The 14,492-nt window shown below is 66.0% G+C and carries 14 protein-coding genes; 5 read left to right on the top strand and 9 right to left on the bottom strand.

The window, feature by feature from the left end:
• Positions 1-2,331, top strand: a 2,331-nt coding sequence (locus LQV45_RS01965) for a S8 family peptidase (RefSeq protein WP_230005493.1), incomplete at its 5' end; no start/stop codon positions are given.
• A gap of 178 nt (positions 2,332-2,509) precedes the next feature.
• Here LQV45_RS01965 and LQV45_RS01960 read toward each other — a convergent pair.
• Positions 2,510-2,893, bottom strand: coding sequence for a DUF779 domain-containing protein (locus LQV45_RS01960; RefSeq protein WP_230005492.1), 384 nt, complete (start codon positions 2,891-2,893; stop codon positions 2,510-2,512).
• 62 nt (positions 2,894-2,955) lie between these two features.
• Positions 2,956-4,506, bottom strand: a complete 1,551-nt coding sequence (locus LQV45_RS01955; protein WP_230005491.1) for an aldehyde dehydrogenase family protein — start codon at positions 4,504-4,506, stop codon at positions 2,956-2,958.
• Between the two features lie 234 nt (positions 4,507-4,740).
• On the opposite strand from LQV45_RS01955, the gene LQV45_RS01950 reads away from it, so the two are divergent.
• Entirely contained in the window at positions 4,741-5,313 is a 573-nt protein-coding gene (locus LQV45_RS01950) for a hypothetical protein (RefSeq protein WP_230005490.1), read from the top strand.
• Between the two features lie 160 nt (positions 5,314-5,473).
• On the opposite strand, the gene LQV45_RS01945 is transcribed toward LQV45_RS01950, so the two are convergent.
• The 5 genes from LQV45_RS01945 to LQV45_RS01925 all read right to left on the bottom strand — a co-directional run bounded on the left by LQV45_RS01945 (position 5,474) and on the right by LQV45_RS01925 (position 9,930).
• The gene (locus tag LQV45_RS01945) at positions 5,474-6,163 is read right to left on the bottom strand and encodes a DUF3800 domain-containing protein (protein WP_230005489.1); all 690 of its coding nucleotides are present in this window, start codon (positions 6,161-6,163) and stop codon (positions 5,474-5,476) included.
• Entirely contained in the window at positions 6,160-7,023 is an 864-nt protein-coding gene (locus LQV45_RS01940) for a hypothetical protein (RefSeq protein WP_230005488.1), read from the bottom strand. The genes LQV45_RS01945 and LQV45_RS01940 overlap by 4 nt, the downstream gene beginning before the upstream one ends.
• A gap of 280 nt (positions 7,024-7,303) precedes the next feature.
• Complete coding sequence (locus LQV45_RS01935; protein WP_230005487.1) at positions 7,304-7,654, bottom strand: hypothetical protein; 351 nt, start codon at positions 7,652-7,654, stop codon at positions 7,304-7,306.
• 21 nt (positions 7,655-7,675) lie between these two features.
• A complete protein-coding gene (locus LQV45_RS01930) occupies positions 7,676-8,521 on the bottom strand; it encodes a hypothetical protein (protein ID WP_230005486.1) in 846 nt (281 codons plus the stop codon).
• A 1,103-nt stretch (positions 8,522-9,624) separates the two neighbouring features.
• Positions 9,625-9,930, bottom strand: a complete 306-nt coding sequence (locus LQV45_RS01925; RefSeq protein WP_230005485.1) for a hypothetical protein — start codon at positions 9,928-9,930, stop codon at positions 9,625-9,627.
• 151 nt (positions 9,931-10,081) lie between these two features.
• On the opposite strand from LQV45_RS01925, the gene LQV45_RS01920 reads away from it, so the two are divergent.
• Together LQV45_RS01920 and LQV45_RS01915 are read left to right on the top strand one after the other, a co-directional pair.
• The gene (locus LQV45_RS01920; protein ID WP_230005484.1) at positions 10,082-10,486 is read left to right on the top strand and encodes a hypothetical protein; all 405 of its coding nucleotides are present in this window, start codon (positions 10,082-10,084) and stop codon (positions 10,484-10,486) included.
• Between the two features lie 281 nt (positions 10,487-10,767).
• On the top strand, positions 10,768-10,962 hold the full coding sequence (locus tag LQV45_RS01915; protein WP_230005483.1) for a hypothetical protein: 195 nt from the start codon (positions 10,768-10,770) through the stop codon (positions 10,960-10,962).
• A gap of 146 nt (positions 10,963-11,108) precedes the next feature.
• Here LQV45_RS01915 and LQV45_RS01910 read toward each other — a convergent pair whose 3' ends face one another.
• Together LQV45_RS01910 and LQV45_RS01905 are read right to left on the bottom strand one after the other, a co-directional pair.
• Complete coding sequence (locus LQV45_RS01910; RefSeq protein ID WP_230005482.1) at positions 11,109-11,633, bottom strand: hypothetical protein; 525 nt, start codon at positions 11,631-11,633, stop codon at positions 11,109-11,111.
• 28 nt (positions 11,634-11,661) lie between these two features.
• Entirely contained in the window at positions 11,662-12,969 is a 1,308-nt protein-coding gene (locus tag LQV45_RS01905; RefSeq protein ID WP_230005481.1) for a GAF domain-containing protein, read from the bottom strand.
• Between the two features lie 376 nt (positions 12,970-13,345).
• On the opposite strand from LQV45_RS01905, the gene LQV45_RS01900 reads away from it, so the two are divergent.
• Positions 13,346-14,380 carry an NAD(P)-dependent alcohol dehydrogenase gene (locus tag LQV45_RS01900; protein WP_230005480.1) on the top strand — a complete coding sequence of 345 codons (1,035 nt, stop codon included), beginning with the start codon at positions 13,346-13,348 and terminating at the stop codon, positions 14,378-14,380.
• Positions 14,381-14,492 lie beyond the last annotated feature (112 nt).

Raw genomic sequence — 14,492 nt, 5'->3', positions numbered from 1 at the left:
GGTCTCGAGTTCTTGGCCGAGCTCCTTGAGGACGAAACCGATGCAGACGACGACTTTCACATGTCGTCGTCGGGCGAGGACCGCCCCGACGATAAGGTCGGCCGATCGCTCTACCTTGTGATGTCCAATAGCGAGGCTGTACGCCAGCTTGTTCGACTGTTCGATCAGTGGGTCACAGAGCCAGACATGGTCTTCGATCGTGGCCTGGCCAAATTCCGATCCGCTTTCAGCCAGCTCCGCACCATTCGGCGGTGGGGACCTGAGGACCGCATCCGCGAGACCGGCCTGCTCGATGCGTGGCGCGAAAGGCTCGAGGTTGTAGGTCAGTCGAGTAGCCCGGTTCGGGTCGAGGTCGAGCTTTGGTACCGGCAAGACTCAGCAAATCGTCGCGAGGCGGACGCTCACGTTCGAGCGATCATTGCTGACTCGGACGGACGGATCGTTAGTTCCGCCGAGATCCCCGAGATCGGATACCACGCCATCCTCGCGGAGTTGCCGTCGCAGGAGGTTGAGTCCGTGCTCCGCGATGGAGCGGGCGCGATTCGGCTGCTCGGCATGGATGATGTGATGTTCGTCTCCCCGTTCGAGCCGATGAGCGTCGGGCCGGCGGAGGCAGAGGCCGGACCGATCACCGTCAGACCCGAGCCCGCCCCGACGCAGGCGCTACCTCGCATTGCGCTGCTAGATGGATTGCCGGTTGAGAACCACACCGTCCTTCAGGGGCGACTGATCGTAGATGATCCCGACGATCTCACTCAGGCCTACTCTTTGTCTGCCAGGCACCACGGCACCTCGATGGCTTCGCTAATACTCCACGGCGATCTATCGAACTCATCTGGCCCGCTGGACCGACCCTTGTACGTCCGGCCGATCCTGCGACCACACGAGTTCCTTTCCAACAGCGAGCGGGTCGTCGGCGACGTGCTGTTTCCTGATCTACTGCACCGAGCCGTCAAACGTGTCATCGAAGGCGAGAACGGCCGACCCGCTGCGGCGCCGAGTGTCCGCGTCTTCAACCTCTCCATCGGAGCCGAAACTCGGGCATTTGTCCGCCGCATGAGCGCCGCTGGCAGGCTGCTCGACTGGCTTTCGCTTGAGTACAACGTTCTGTTTGTCGTGAGCGCCGGTAACCATCCGCATGAGTTGACGATTACCGCTGAAGACGCACAGGATCTAGATCGGGTCAGAGCGGAAGCGCTGAGGTCAGCGAAGGCGTCCGCCCGCGTTCGTGGAATTCTCCCACCAGGCGACTCGCTAAACGCACTGACGGTCGGTGCCACGCACGCGGACGGTGCCGGCGACATCGACGTTCCCGCGACCGCATGGGACCTTGCAATCGCGGGCCTCCCGGCCTTCTACGGAGGCGTAGGCCCGGGAGTTGGTCGATCCGTGAAGCCCGAGATTCACCACACCGGCGGACGGGCACTCTACGCGAGACCAGTTCAGGTTCCCGGAGAAAACGAGCAGCGGGTGAGAATCATCCCATCACGCGCCACCGGTCCGGGGGTGAAGGTCGCCGCACCAGGAGTCGGCGGAAGCCTCGACAACTCCGTCTTTACGTTTGGCACGAGCAACGCGACCGCACTCATTACCCGTGAAGCAAGCCTGTTGTTCGACCTGCTGGAGGAAGGTGCGTCGACGGGCGACCCGGCATTCCCCGATGCGCTCTACCATCCGGTCCTCGTGAAGGCGCTCCTGGTACACGCAAGCGAGTGGGGGGACGGCAACTCGCAGCTTCGGCGCGTCCTGAGTATGGACGCCCTCAAGGCGCGGAAGGAACTCACCGCACTCCTGGGATACGGCGTCCTCAACTCGGACCGAATCGACCGCGACCTCGCCCAAAGAGCGACACTCATCGCGGGCGGCTCCATCGAACGAGATCAGCGCCACACATACGACATTCCTCTCCCACCCTCGCTTCGACGCCAAGCCGAATGGCACCGGCTGACCGTGACGCTCGCCTACTTCGCGCCCACCTCTGGAGCCCTCACCCGATATCGCGGAACCAAGGTCTTCTTCGATGCGCCGGAGAAGCGGTTCGCTCTTGGCGACCGACGCGAAGCGGACTATCACGCCGCGCGCCGTGGTTCATGTCAACACGAAATCATCGAAGGCGACCGCGCACTTGTTTTCACCGATGATGAGTCTCTCACCTTGCACATCGATTGCATGAAGGATGGCGCGACGCTCCGCCGCGGAAAATCGGTCAGGTATGGACTGGTTGTGTCGATTGAAACCCGGGTGGGCAGCACGGTGGCCGTACACGATGAGGTTCGCGCAGGACTGCGGACTCGGGTTGCCACTGAGGTTAGGGGACGCGTCGGTACCTGAAACCGTGGTTGCGGGCCGGTCCCGGGCCGGGAACTCGGCTAGAACCATCGAGAACCAACCATCACCAACGAGCGCGACTTCCTCGGAATCACGCGGCAAACGAGCACCTGTGAGCACCGGCGAACCCGGCAAATACAACTGAAAATCGTGAGGTCACGGGATCGAGGGCCCGGTGCACCTACACCCCCACCCCGAACGCCACAGCTTCCTCCTCCGTCAGCATCCGCGACCGGATCAGGAACCGCATCCCCGTCGGCCCCTCGACCGAGAAGCCGGCCCCACGCCCCGGCACCGCGTCGATCGTGAGGTGCGTGAACTTCCAGTACTCGAACTGCGACTCCGACATGTAGACCTCGATCGGGTCGTCGAGGCCGACGTCGATGTGGCCGAGGTGCACGTCGCTGGGGCCGGTGAGGAACATCCCCACCGGGTAGCACATGGGGGAGCTGCCGTCGCAGCAGCCGCCCGACTGGTGGAACATCAGCGGGCCGTGCTTCGCCGTCAGGTCGCGCAGCAGCGCGGCCGCGGCATCCGTCACGTCAACGCGTGAGAGTTCTGGCATCCGCTTCTCTCCTTCCGAAAAGGGAAGGCCCCCGGGCCGTACCCGGGGGCCAGATCGTCGACTTAGAAGAAGCCCATCGCCCCTTCGGCGTACGACACGAGCAGGTTCTTCGTCTGCTGGTAGTGGTCGAGCATCTTGAGGTGGTTCTCGCGGCCGATGCCCGACTGCTTGTACCCGCCGAACGCGGCGTGCGCGGGGTACTGGTGGTAGGTGTTCGTCCAGACGCGTCCGGCCTCGATCGCCCGGCCGGCGCGGTAGGCGGTGTCGCCGCTGCGGCTCCACACGCCGGCGCCGAGGCCATAGAGGGTGTCGTTCGCGATCGAGATGGCGTCGTCGAAGTCGTCGAACGACGTGACCGACAGCACGGGGCCGAAGATCTCCTCCTGGAAGATGCGCATGTCGTTCGTGCCCTCGAACACCGTCGGTTGCACGTAGTAGCCGCCCGACAGGTCGCCGCCGAGGTCGACCCGCTCGCCGCCGGTGAGCAGCTTCGCGCCGCCGGCCTTGCCGATCTCGATGTACGACAGGATCTTCTCGAGCTGGTCGTTCGAGGCCTGTGCGCCGATCATCGTCTCGGGGTCGAGCGGGTTGCCCTGCTTCACCTTGCCGACGCGCGCGAGGCCGTCGCCGAGGAACTGGTCGTAGATCGACCGCTGGATCAGCGCCCGCGACGGGCACGTGCACACCTCGCCCTGGTTCAGCGCGAAGAGCGTGAAGCCCTCAAGCGCCTTGTCGTAGTACGCGTCGTCGGTGGCCCGCGCGACGTCTTCGAAGAAGAGGTTCGGGCTCTTGCCTCCGAGCTCGAGCGTCACCGGGATGAGGTTCTGCGACGCGTACTGCATGATCAGGCGGCCGGTCGTGGTCTCACCGGTGAAGGCGACCTTGCGCACGCGCTTGTGCTGCGCGAGCGGCGCCCCCGCCTCGATGCCGAAGCCGTTGACGATGTTCACGACGCCGGCCGGCAGCAGGTCGCCGATGATGTCGAACAGGAAGAGAAGCGATGCCGGCGTCTGCTCGGCCGGCTTGATCACAACGCAGTTGCCGGCGGCGAGCGCGGGAGCGAGCTTCCACGCGGCCATGAGGATCGGGAAGTTCCACGGGATGATCTGCGCCACCACACCGAGCGGCTCGTTGAAGTGGTAGGCGATGGTGTTCTCGTCGAGCTGGCTGAGCGACCCCTCCTGCGCCCGCAGCACCCCCGCGAAGTAGCGGAAGTGGTCGACGGTCAGGGGAATGTCGGCCGCGAGCGTCTCGCGCACCGGCTTGCCGTTCTCCCACGTCTCGGCGACGGCGATCTTCTCGAGGTTCTCTTCGATCCGGTCGGCGATCTTGTTCAGGATGACGCTGCGCTCGGCGGCCGTGGTCTTCTTCCACGATGCGAACGCCTTCCACGCGGCATCCACTGCTCGGTCGATGTCGGCGGCGTCGCCGCGCGCGACCTCGCAGAACGGCTTGCCGGTCACGGGAGTGATGTCTTCGAAGTACTCACCGCTGTGCGGGGCGACCCACTCGCCACCGATGTAGTGCCCGTACCGCGAGCGATACTCGGCGACGGCCCCGCGCTGTCCGGGGGCGGCGTAGACGCTGGAAACGCCTTCTTCGACGATGGTCATGCGTGTCTCCTTCGACGGTCATGAACGCCGCAACGGCCTTGGGGCGGCGATGCGCCGACCGTACGCCGGGGGACGTTGCATCGGGTTGCATCCGGCTCCGCACCCGCCTAGCGGCGCCCTCGTGCAATTGGGGAACGGATCTGCGCTCAACACCCCGAGGCGATGTCGGAGCGCCTTCCTAGACTGGTCTGCCCCGCCACAGCACTGGAGGCGGTCAGACAGAGGGGTCAGGAAATGATGGATAAGCCACAACGCATTGCCGCTGTGAAGCAGATCGAGGAGGCGTTGGGTGGCCCGGACGCCGTGGCGGCCATGTGGACGACCGCTCGCAGCAACAAGTACCGTCGCGAGTGGGCGGATCGACTCTGGACGGCGGTTCTGCTCATAACGCGTGGGGAGGCCGTCACCTTTGCTCACGTAGAGCTGAGCGAGGGACGTCTGCTGCGGATTGTGCTGTTCACCGCGGGTCTGGTGGTCATCATCACGTTCGATGATTACGAGGGCGTTGAGCCCGTTCCGAGCGTGAAAGCACACCGCCGAGGGGCCCCGCTAGCGCTGAGCGTGGCCGCGTCCGAGGGCGTGATCGACGAATTCTCTGTGATCTCGGAGGCCGATAGCACTCGTGTGGTTCGTTTCGACCGAAATTGGCCGGGAGAAGTAACTGCAACCGTGACATTTGAGGGGATGGCCCCCCTGACACTGACCGGTGAAGGCGTGCTGGGTGACGGGCAAGCGTCTCCGCTGCTCCGGTTGGTGGACGAGTTTGCGGACGCGCTTGCTTCGGGCGTCGCTACCGCCGGGCGGTGAACTCTGGGCCCGGTGATGCGAGGCAGATGCGCCGTGCGCGAGCCACGAGCCGAGCAGGAGCGCCCTCCCCTCAGGCTTGTGTATTCGCAACGATGCAGGCATAATCGAAGGGCGGACCCGCCCCACACTCGTGGATTAGCGGGTCTTGCTGTTTTCACGGTCAGAGTCGCTTCGGGCCGCCGTTGACGTCCTTCGGACGCAGGTAGTCCTCATACCAGGTCCAGCCGAACTGGTTCCCCTGGTGCCGATTCAGGTGCGTGTACGCCGTGTACGCGACGAGGTCGGCCATCTGGACCCACTGGGACCGGCCGGAGTCGTGCATCATCGGGTCCTCGATGACGTTTCGGGTGTCGAGCGGCAGAGATCGGTGGGCGTCGAAGTAGGTGTGGTCCGTGCCGTTGCCGTCCATGCTGACGAACACGTAGCTGTCGTCGGCGCGGTGATCGACGTTCCAGCCGTTGACGAGCTCACGGTAGACCTCGCCACGTTCCTCGTAGTAGGCGCGGCCTGTGGCGTTAGTGCCCCTCCACACGGCGCCCACCTTGATATCGGGGCTGTCTGCGAGGACCTGGAGGCACTGTTCAGCGACGGCGCGGCCGAGGGTCTTCCACTCCGCGGGACCGTCACCCGTGGTGGTCGCGATTCGGTTTCGGCCGTTGACGAATTTGGTCGCGTGCAGCTCGGTCGCCGGCGGGACCTGGTGGTCTCGGTACAGCTCTTTGCGCAGTTCGAGGATGGTTCGTAGTGCGTGTCGCCATCGCTCCGGGCTGACCTCGAGCCAGCCGTAGACGATGAGTCCCTGGTCGACGGAGCCGGAGTCGTCGACGTAGATCATGCGGGAGATGGTCATGGCTGTTCCTTCGGGGGTGTGTTCTTTGCGCGGGTGGCGCGCTTGAGTCGTTTCTTTCGTTCTTTCGCGGCGCGGTCCTGAAGTGCGAGACGCGCCTCACGGCCGAATGGTCCTGTGAGCGAGTACCACATGTGGACCGTGCTGCCCGTGGCGGAGAATGTGGTCTTCACCTCTTCGATGCGGCGATGCAGCAGATCCGCCTTCCGTAGCTCTGTGAGGCCGTTCTGCGCGGACTTCTGCTTGATGCCGTACCAGTCTTCGATGCGGTCGTAGGTGAGCCAGACCTCGGGCTTGCTCTGGGTCTCTTTCGCCACGAGCAGGAGCATGACGAGCGCGGGCAGCGACAGCTTGGCGAAGATCTCTTCCGTCCAGAATTCGTCGGGGAGAGCGAAGTAGGTGTTCCAGCGGTCGCGCCGGCCTCCGGGTGCGTCGTACGGGATGCCGCCTCCCTCGACGACCGCGCCGTCTTCACGGCGCGGCGTAGGACGCATCAGACGGCCTTCGCGCTTCTCGGGCTTGGTGATGAGTCCGAGCTCTTCGAGATCGCGCCAGGAGCGTGACAGCGTCGAGGGCGACCAGGTCGGCGCGCCGGGCGCGGTGAGAGCGCGAACCCAGAAGCCGCCCGGCAGCGGTTCGCGGCGGTCCTCGAGCCAGGGCCAGCACGTCAACAGCATGATGTAGAGCAGCAGCGGGCGGTGCTTGCGTTCGCTGAGCATGCGTGCGAGCGTGGATGCACGAGGGTCTTCCGTGTCCGGCAGCTGAACGAGCACCTGACGGAGTTGGGTGTAGCCGCGTGCCGACAGGCGAGTGATATCAGCCCGGGTCTCTGCCGGAGTGGCGCGATTCGTTTCCGATGTCATGACGACGATCAAACCATGCGGCCAGTTTTACACTGCCAATCTTGGGCGCCCCTCAGTTGCCGTCTCGCACCAGATAATGAAACGCTCCGTGCGATCCCCCGTGCGATGCCTCCTGCGACACAGTGCGATGCGCCATGGTGCGCGATTCCACAGGAATGGCCCCGGAATGTCCCCTCGGGAACTCACCCTCATGAACTGGCGGAGGTGATCGCCCCCTCGGGGATTGCCTCGTTCGGGGCCGTTGGGTAATAGTCTCCCGACAGATGTGACCTGAGGGTGCTTAGAGGCGCGGGCCTCGCGTGGGCGCAGGGCCGTCGGGCTGGTTGTCGCGCGAGCCGAAGGCCTGTGCGTCTTGGTCCTGACGTTCTCGTTCGCGACGCGCGGCCTCCAGCCGCTCTCGTGCGTCTGCCGCCTGCTGATCGCCAGACTGCTTGAGCTCTGGCTCCTCGGCAGCGGCGGCGGTCGAGCTTCGCTGAGCTGCGTGGCGGCGTAGTTCGTCGGACTTCTGAAGTGCTGTCACTCGTGCGGCGAGACCCTCGGCGACGGCGCCCGTGCGGTACTTCTGGGGAACGGCTGTCTCGTCGGTGTCTGGCACCCGGTAGCGGGAACGGACGGCGTGACGGGGTGCCACGCCGTCAGGAGCAGCGCGCGTTCAGCACGCACTCATGCCGAGCTCTCTCAGTGCCCCACACAGACCAGGTAGAAGGTCCGGCGGTGGAGTCTGGGTGGCCCACAAAGTGACCACTGCAACCCCTAGTGACGCGACTGACACGTAGACAGCGAGACGCTGCACTCGTCGCGAGTCCAGCGAGGTTCCGAGGGACGCAACCGTGTTGAGAACGTCGCGATACTTGGCGTCGAACGAGACGACCTCTCTCGCCAACCGGCGCTGCGTTTTCCGCTCACCCTGGTTGACGTCGATCGGTTCAATCGGCTTGTACCCCAGCGCGAGATCCCGGGCCTTAAACGCAGGGCTGTAGTCGTAGTAGAACTGTGGTTCTCGGTCACGCCAGCGTCGCCCGTTGTACTCCTTCACATCCTCTCCCAGCGTCGCGAGATCGACGCTTGTTGTGAGAATACGGTTGCGCAAACGTCTCAGGTCCCGGCTGCGGGTGCCACCATGCAGCTTTCGCGCGTTGTCGTGGGCGGTGGAAGCATCTTCTCGAATGGCCTGAAGTAGCGAGGTCAGTCCGCGACGAGCCATAAAATCCGTCGACCTATCGCCGAGGAAGAACCCCGCAGCGTTAGCTCCGTGGTTTCCGGTCATCCTCGTCAGGCCATCGATCGCGCTTCGATTGCCCCAGAAAGCCCAGGTGTTGTCCGAAATTTCCGGCGCCCACTCACCGAAATCGCGCTGGTCAAGGAGCATCCCGGGCAGGGAGTTGCTCGTCACGCGAACCACGGGGTCGGCACTCAGGCCCATCGCGCGCAAGGCATCGTTTTTGTACCCCGGCGCGCCCGCGTCAAGTAGCTCCGGCGACGCCCGATTAAAGAACATGACGTCGAATAGAGGATGAGGTTTCCGGTACCGAGCGAAAGCACCAGGAACGGTCCTCCTCATCCACCTGCGCAGTCGTCGATGAACGTGAGCGCGCGCACGTTGTGCGTGGTGATACAGCACGTAGGGAGGCGGCTGAGACGCAGCCATCCGACCACGCCACCGAATGACTTCATGACGGTAGGGCGCGGTCAGAACCTCGTTCAGCCGGTTCGACACGGACTCATCTAACGAGAAGCTCACTACGACCGCCGTCAGCCCTTTACCGATCGGTACGCCAATAAGATCGATAGCTCTAATCCCACGGGGGAGGCGCACACGCTGACCATCAACGGGCACGTATCCACGCGACCTCATTGAACGCAACTCGGCTATGCGCCACCACGTACCGCCCTGCCCCTGCCGACCACTCATGACCGACCGGGTGCCCCCGGGGGCTCCACCGCTAAAACGCGGCCCGTCCCACCCAAATTTCCGAATCGCCCCGTAGAGCGCATCTATGTCGCTCGCTGGAAAGTACTCGACGACCCACGCGTAGGGCAGAGTCACGCCCTCGCCTTCGGGAATCTCGATTACGTCGAGTGAGTAGATCCTCGGGTTCATCCGGCTCTCGCGGGCATGGTGCAGCTGAAAGAGGTAGTTGATGCCTTCGTGAATCTTCGTTCGCCACCGGGCAGGAAGACGCAGAAAGGTCGCTACGGTCTGCACGGCGCGAAGGAGCCGGTAGAGCCCGTCGTACCATCTGAGTCCTCGGCCAATCATCGGACTAGCTGCTGCGAGGTCGGGCTTCAGAGCAGCTTTCTCATCAGCGCGAGGTACATCAGGGATGGTCTGCAATCCGTCAGGCGGTCCCTGCGGACGTTGAACACGACGAGTGGCCATCGAGTGACATTTCCTAGTTGGTGACCGTGCGCTGCCGACCAAACAGAAGCGCTAGCCCACCGAAGGCGCGTACGACGCAACGGTTGGCACGACGCCGCTGATGCGCGATCGCGCTGCTCACCGGCGACGACGTGGGACAGACCATAGCCGCACACGTGGAAGACAAGGAACCCACTCCCCCCGCGCGACAGAATGTCGTGCTCGAGTCACCGCGCAGAAGCTCAGAGGTTCATCTCAAGAGCGGCGGCAGCCGTCCGGGCAATGAACACTCCGCCCAGCTCGGCCTGCGCACCGATCGTGCCCTTGCTTTTCATGTCATCGAAGATCCACTTCGCCTCGTTGGTGAGCTCAGCATCAGTAAGGAACTGCATCGCATGCTCACGTTCCGCGGGGGTGAGGGGGCGATCCGGGATCTGCGGCTGGGCGCGCTCGTACACGACCTTGTTCTCAATATCCCCGTCGATGACGATGATGCAGACGGTGCAGTGGGTGGCGTAATCTACGCCTCGATCGCGTCCCGTAGTCATGCTGTGACCTAAGCACTTCTCACCGCCGATCTACACCCCACCGGCGAAATCCGCCCACATGCGGCCTTGCTGCGGGGTGCGGAGATGAGCGCAGGCGAGACGCAACGCCCCCATCGACGTTTGTGCGACTAGGGGAGTGGTGAGGGTGAGCATGGTGAGGGTTGTCCTGTACTTTCGGGCGGCGGGATTTGGTGGTCTGACGCATGAGGGTGTCGACGTAGAGCACGTGATCGTCACCGGGGACGCTGGTGGTGCTCGCGAGGAGATATCCCTGTCGGACGTGGGCAGCGAGGTCACGGGCGCGGTCGGCGACCTGGCGGCTCTGGACGTAGACGTCGGCGTGCGTGACAACGATGCTCTGCAGGATCTGAATGTGGTCGGGATCGGTGGTCATCGGTTGCTCTCTCCCTCATCGTTTTCTTGCCGGGAAGGCGGTTTCCCGCCTGAGCAACCGGAGGGCGTAGTGCAACCCGAAGTGCGGCGAGGGAGAGAATTTCGACGCGAAATGAGCGAGTGCAGCGCAGCTGCGCGAGCGCGCGCCGAAAATCTCGGATGAGCCGGTGGCGTAGCCACCTGCGCGGAGCCCGCAGGTAGCTACGACCGGAGCGAAGCGGAGGGAGCCTCCGGAGGCTCCCTGGCAAGAAAATAGGCCGGTAGGCCATTTCAGTCGGTCGGCTCCGTCCGACCGTCGATCAGCCGGCGGCCGCGGTGATCGTGACCGACCGACCCCGTGAGCGGGCATTCGCAAGTCTGGGACGCCCTCGAGCTCGTCGAGCGGGGTAGCCTGCCCCGACAGACGGATGTGGCTCGACTGCCTACAAACCGGGAGGTATGGGAATGGGCGAAAGAGATGACGCCGAGGGAACCACCGGTGGCTTTAACGGCATCAATCCCGATTTTGATGTCGAAGCCCACCGCGGAGAACCGATATACATCGGGAAGAATCTTGCCGATGCGCGCTTCGTCGGATACGTAGGAGGCAGCCCACGTAAACCAGCTGAGGAAGACTCAGAATCCGGGTCCACCAGCTAGTCGACGAACTGCCGCTGTCCGAGATCGCCGAGGCCTACCGGCTCCTGGACTCCCGCGAAGCGGTGAAGGTGCTGATCCGGCACTGAGACCGCCCGAACACACGGATGCCGCGACCCTGAGGCCGCGGCATCCCGTACGTCGTGCGCTTACGCGTCGGCGTCGGCCAGCACCGATCGCAGCGGCGGGACGTTGACCTCGTGCAGGTCGACGTTGTCGAGACGCTCGATGCTCTGCACGCGCGGGGCGATGACGCGGTCGTCGGCGACGATCCAGCTGCCGACGAGGAGGAAGCGGTCGTTGCCCGCGGTGATCGGGCCGGTGACGGCGAAGGTGTTGTGCGTCGGAGTCAGGAAGGTCACGCGCACGGGCGTGCCGTGGGGGAGCGTCGAGGGGTCGACGACGTCAGCCGACAGCGCGGCCTCGGGCGCGGCGATGCCGAGGTCGATGCGCTGGATCTCGGCGCTAGTCGCGAGGATCACGTCGCCGACGAGCGGCTGACCACCGACACCGATGCGCACCGTGCCCTCGAGGGCGTACAGCCCGTAGCGGGGCGAGCGGACGATCACGCGGGCGATGTCGCCGGCCTTGACCTCGGCGAGAGCCTCGCGGATGCGCCCCACGTCACGTCGCGCGCGAGCAGCCGAGAAGATGTCGAGCGTCTGTTCGTCCATGCAGCCAGCGTAGCCAGGGCCTCCGACATCAGTCCCCTTCGAGGCGCTCGATCCGGGTCACGAGTCCAGCACGCTTCGGCGACCGCGCCGGCAGCATCCCGAGGCACAACCGCAGCAGCTCGACATCCTCCCGTGCGTCGGCGGTCTCGGCGTACGCGAGCAGAACGTCGATCCCCGCCTCCTCGATCAGGGCTTCGCGCAGCGCCGAGCGCACCGACTCGCGCACCTCGGCGACACCCGGTGCCACCGAATCGGGCAGCACCGGCCCGCGGTAGGCGGCGAGGGCCACGCGGTGCGCCCCGCGATCGAGCAGCGACAGCACCTGTTGCGCGTCGGTCTCGAGACCGTCGGGCAGCCGATACGGGCGGGATGCCGGCACCAGACCGGGCGCGAGCGGGGCGAGCACGCGACGCAGCCGCACCATCTCGGGCCGCAGCGTCTCGGTCGCCGAGTGGCCGTAGACGGCCTCGCTCAGCACCTCGGCGGACATGCCCTCGCGGTGCACGGCCAGGAGCAGCAGGATCTCGGCGTGCCGCGCGCCGAGCTCGACGACCGTCTCGCCGGTCTCGCCCGACACCTCCAGCAGCGCGCGGTCGCGGCCCAGGATCCGCAGCACCGCCCGCGTCCCGGGGGAACGGCGCGGGGTCCGCGGCGGAGGAGTCTGCTGCGCCCGGAGCCGCGCGACGAGGATCTCGCTCTCGATCGCGCGGGCCGTGGCATCCACCAGCAATTGGGCCTGCGGGGTCACGGCCTCGGGGCCTCCCGTGACGTCGATCATCCCCAACAGCTGCCGCGTCTCGGGATCGTGCACCGGTGCCGCGGTGCACGACCACGCCTGCACGAGCCGGTTGAAGTGCTCGGCCCCGCGGATCTGCACCGACCGGTCGAGGGTCAGCGCCGTTCCCGGGGCGGAGGTGCCCACGGCATCCTCCGACCAGTTCGCGCCGGCCACGAAACCCATGTCTCCCGTGAGCGTGCGGACGCGCTGATCGCCCTCGACCCAGAGCAGCCGCCCGGCCGCGTCGCCCACGGCCACGACGACGCCGGAATCCTCGGCCGTCCCCGGCAGCAGCAGCGCCCGGACCATGTCCATGACCCCGGCCAGCGGATGAGCCCGGCGGTACGCCTCGAGCTCGTCGCTCGCGAACTCGAGCGTCGGCAGGCCTTCGGGTCCGACGAGGGATGCCAGCGACCGGCGCCACGAGTCCTGCACCAGGGGCCGCACGTCATCGAGACGGCGATCGTCGTTGCCCGCGAGGAGTTCGTCGTGCGCACGCGCGATGAGCAACCCCGAGGTCTCGGGGGAGATGGTCGGTCGCGACCACGGAGAAGGCACGGGACTCCCATCGACGGTGACGGTGGTCGGTTTCAGTGTAGGTCGCGGGGTCGAGGCCGTGGGGCGTCCCGGCCGCGGGATCGGGGCGCGATCCGTGCAGTGGGGCGCACATCGACCGCCCCGGTGCACGTTCGGCGCCCCGAACCGGGCGAGGGCTCCCCGCAGCAGGCGAAAGCGCCCCGCACGAGGCGAAACGCGCCGAACCAGCCGAATCAGCGCGCTCGCGTCGGCGTGTCGGACTTGGCATCCGCACGACGATCTGCACCCCGTGCTGAGACCGGTTCCCATCCGGGAAAAACGCCGCCGATCCGCTCGACACGCCCCAGCCCCGAGAGCACGGTGGAAGTACCCGAACCCACCGACAGAAAGGGATGCCATGAAGGCAGTGCAGTACCGCGAGATCGGTAAAGGACCCGAGGTCGTCGAGATCGACGACCCCCACCCCGGCCCCGGTCAGGTGCGCCTGAAGGTCACCGCGGCGGGCCTGTGCCACTCGGACTGGTTCGTCATGGACCTGCCCGAGGAGCAGTACACCTACGGCCTGCCCCTGACCCTGGGCCACGAGGGCGCCGGCGTCGTCGACGAACTCGGCGAGGGCGTGGAGGGCGTCGAGATCGGTGCCGCCTACGCCATCTACGGACCCTGGGGCTGCGGCCGCTGCCACGCCTGCGCGCGTGGCGCCGAGAACTACTGCCCCTACGCCGCCGAGATGGGCATCACCCCTCCCGGACTCGGCAGCCCCGGCGCGATGGCCGAGTACGTCATCGTCGACGACCCGCGGCACCTCGTGCCGCTCGGCGACCTCGACCCCGTCGAGACGGTGTCGCTGACGGATGCCGGACTCACGCCGTACCACGCGATCGTCGCCGCGAAAGAGAAGCTGTACCCCGGTGCGACGGCCGTCGTGATCGGTGTCGGCGGACTCGGGCATGTGGGCGTGCAGATTCTCCGCGCGATCACGCAGGCCACCGTCATCGCGGTCGACCTCGGCGAAGACAAGCTCGCCCTCGCCCGCGAGGTCGGCGCGCACCACACGGTGACCTCCGACGAGCACGCCGCCGAGCGCATCCGCGAGCTGACGAACGGCCTCGGCGCCACCGCCGTGTTCGACTTCGTGGGCGTGCAGCCCACGATCGACCTCGCCCGCCAGGTCGCGGCGATCGACAGCTTCATCCACATCGTCGGCATCGGCGGCGGCATCATGCCGGCCGGCTTCTTCTCGACGCCGTTCGGCGCCGCCGTCCGCGCACCGTACTGGGGCACCCGTGGCGAGCTGATCGAGGTGCTCGACCTCGCCCGCAGCGGCTCCGTGGGCGTTCACGTCGAGAAGTACGACATCGACTCCGCCGTCGAGGCCTACCAGCGCCTCCACCACGGCGAGGTGCGCGGCCGCGCGGTCGTCGTTCCGTAAGCGGGGCGTTCGGGGCCGGGCGTTTGGGGCGCGATCCGTGCACCGGGGCGCGCACTGACCGCCCCACTGGCCGTTTCGCGCCCCAGACCGGCCAGCGCGTGGAGGGGGCGGC

This window comes from Microbacterium sp. Bi128, from assembly GCF_918698205.1.
Note: the sequence above shows the minus strand (reverse complement) of the source record. Positions and strands in the feature narration are given on the sequence as shown.

Excerpts from the sequence above, each read along its gene's own strand:
- LQV45_RS01960 (WP_230005492.1), bottom strand. The coding sequence starts at position 2,893 with ATGCCAGAACTCTCACGCGTTGACGTGACGGATGCCGCGGCCGCGCTG.
- LQV45_RS01955 (WP_230005491.1), bottom strand. The coding sequence starts at position 4,506 with ATGACCATCGTCGAAGAAGGCGTTTCCAGCGTCTACGCCGCCCCCGGA.
- LQV45_RS01950 (WP_230005490.1), top strand. The coding sequence starts at position 4,741 with ATGATGGATAAGCCACAACGCATTGCCGCTGTGAAGCAGATCGAGGAG.
- LQV45_RS01945 (WP_230005489.1), bottom strand. The coding sequence starts at position 6,163 with ATGACCATCTCCCGCATGATCTACGTCGACGACTCCGGCTCCGTCGAC.
- LQV45_RS01940 (WP_230005488.1), bottom strand. The coding sequence starts at position 7,023 with ATGACATCGGAAACGAATCGCGCCACTCCGGCAGAGACCCGGGCTGAT.
- LQV45_RS01930 (WP_230005486.1), bottom strand. The coding sequence starts at position 8,521 with ATGTTCTTTAATCGGGCGTCGCCGGAGCTACTTGACGCGGGCGCGCCG.
- LQV45_RS01925 (WP_230005485.1), bottom strand. The coding sequence starts at position 9,930 with ATGACTACGGGACGCGATCGAGGCGTAGATTACGCCACCCACTGCACC.
- LQV45_RS01920 (WP_230005484.1), top strand. The coding sequence starts at position 10,082 with ATGGTGAGGGTTGTCCTGTACTTTCGGGCGGCGGGATTTGGTGGTCTG.
- LQV45_RS01915 (WP_230005483.1), top strand. The coding sequence starts at position 10,768 with ATGGGCGAAAGAGATGACGCCGAGGGAACCACCGGTGGCTTTAACGGC.
- LQV45_RS01910 (WP_230005482.1), bottom strand. The coding sequence starts at position 11,633 with ATGGACGAACAGACGCTCGACATCTTCTCGGCTGCTCGCGCGCGACGT.
- LQV45_RS01900 (WP_230005480.1), top strand. The coding sequence starts at position 13,346 with ATGAAGGCAGTGCAGTACCGCGAGATCGGTAAAGGACCCGAGGTCGTC.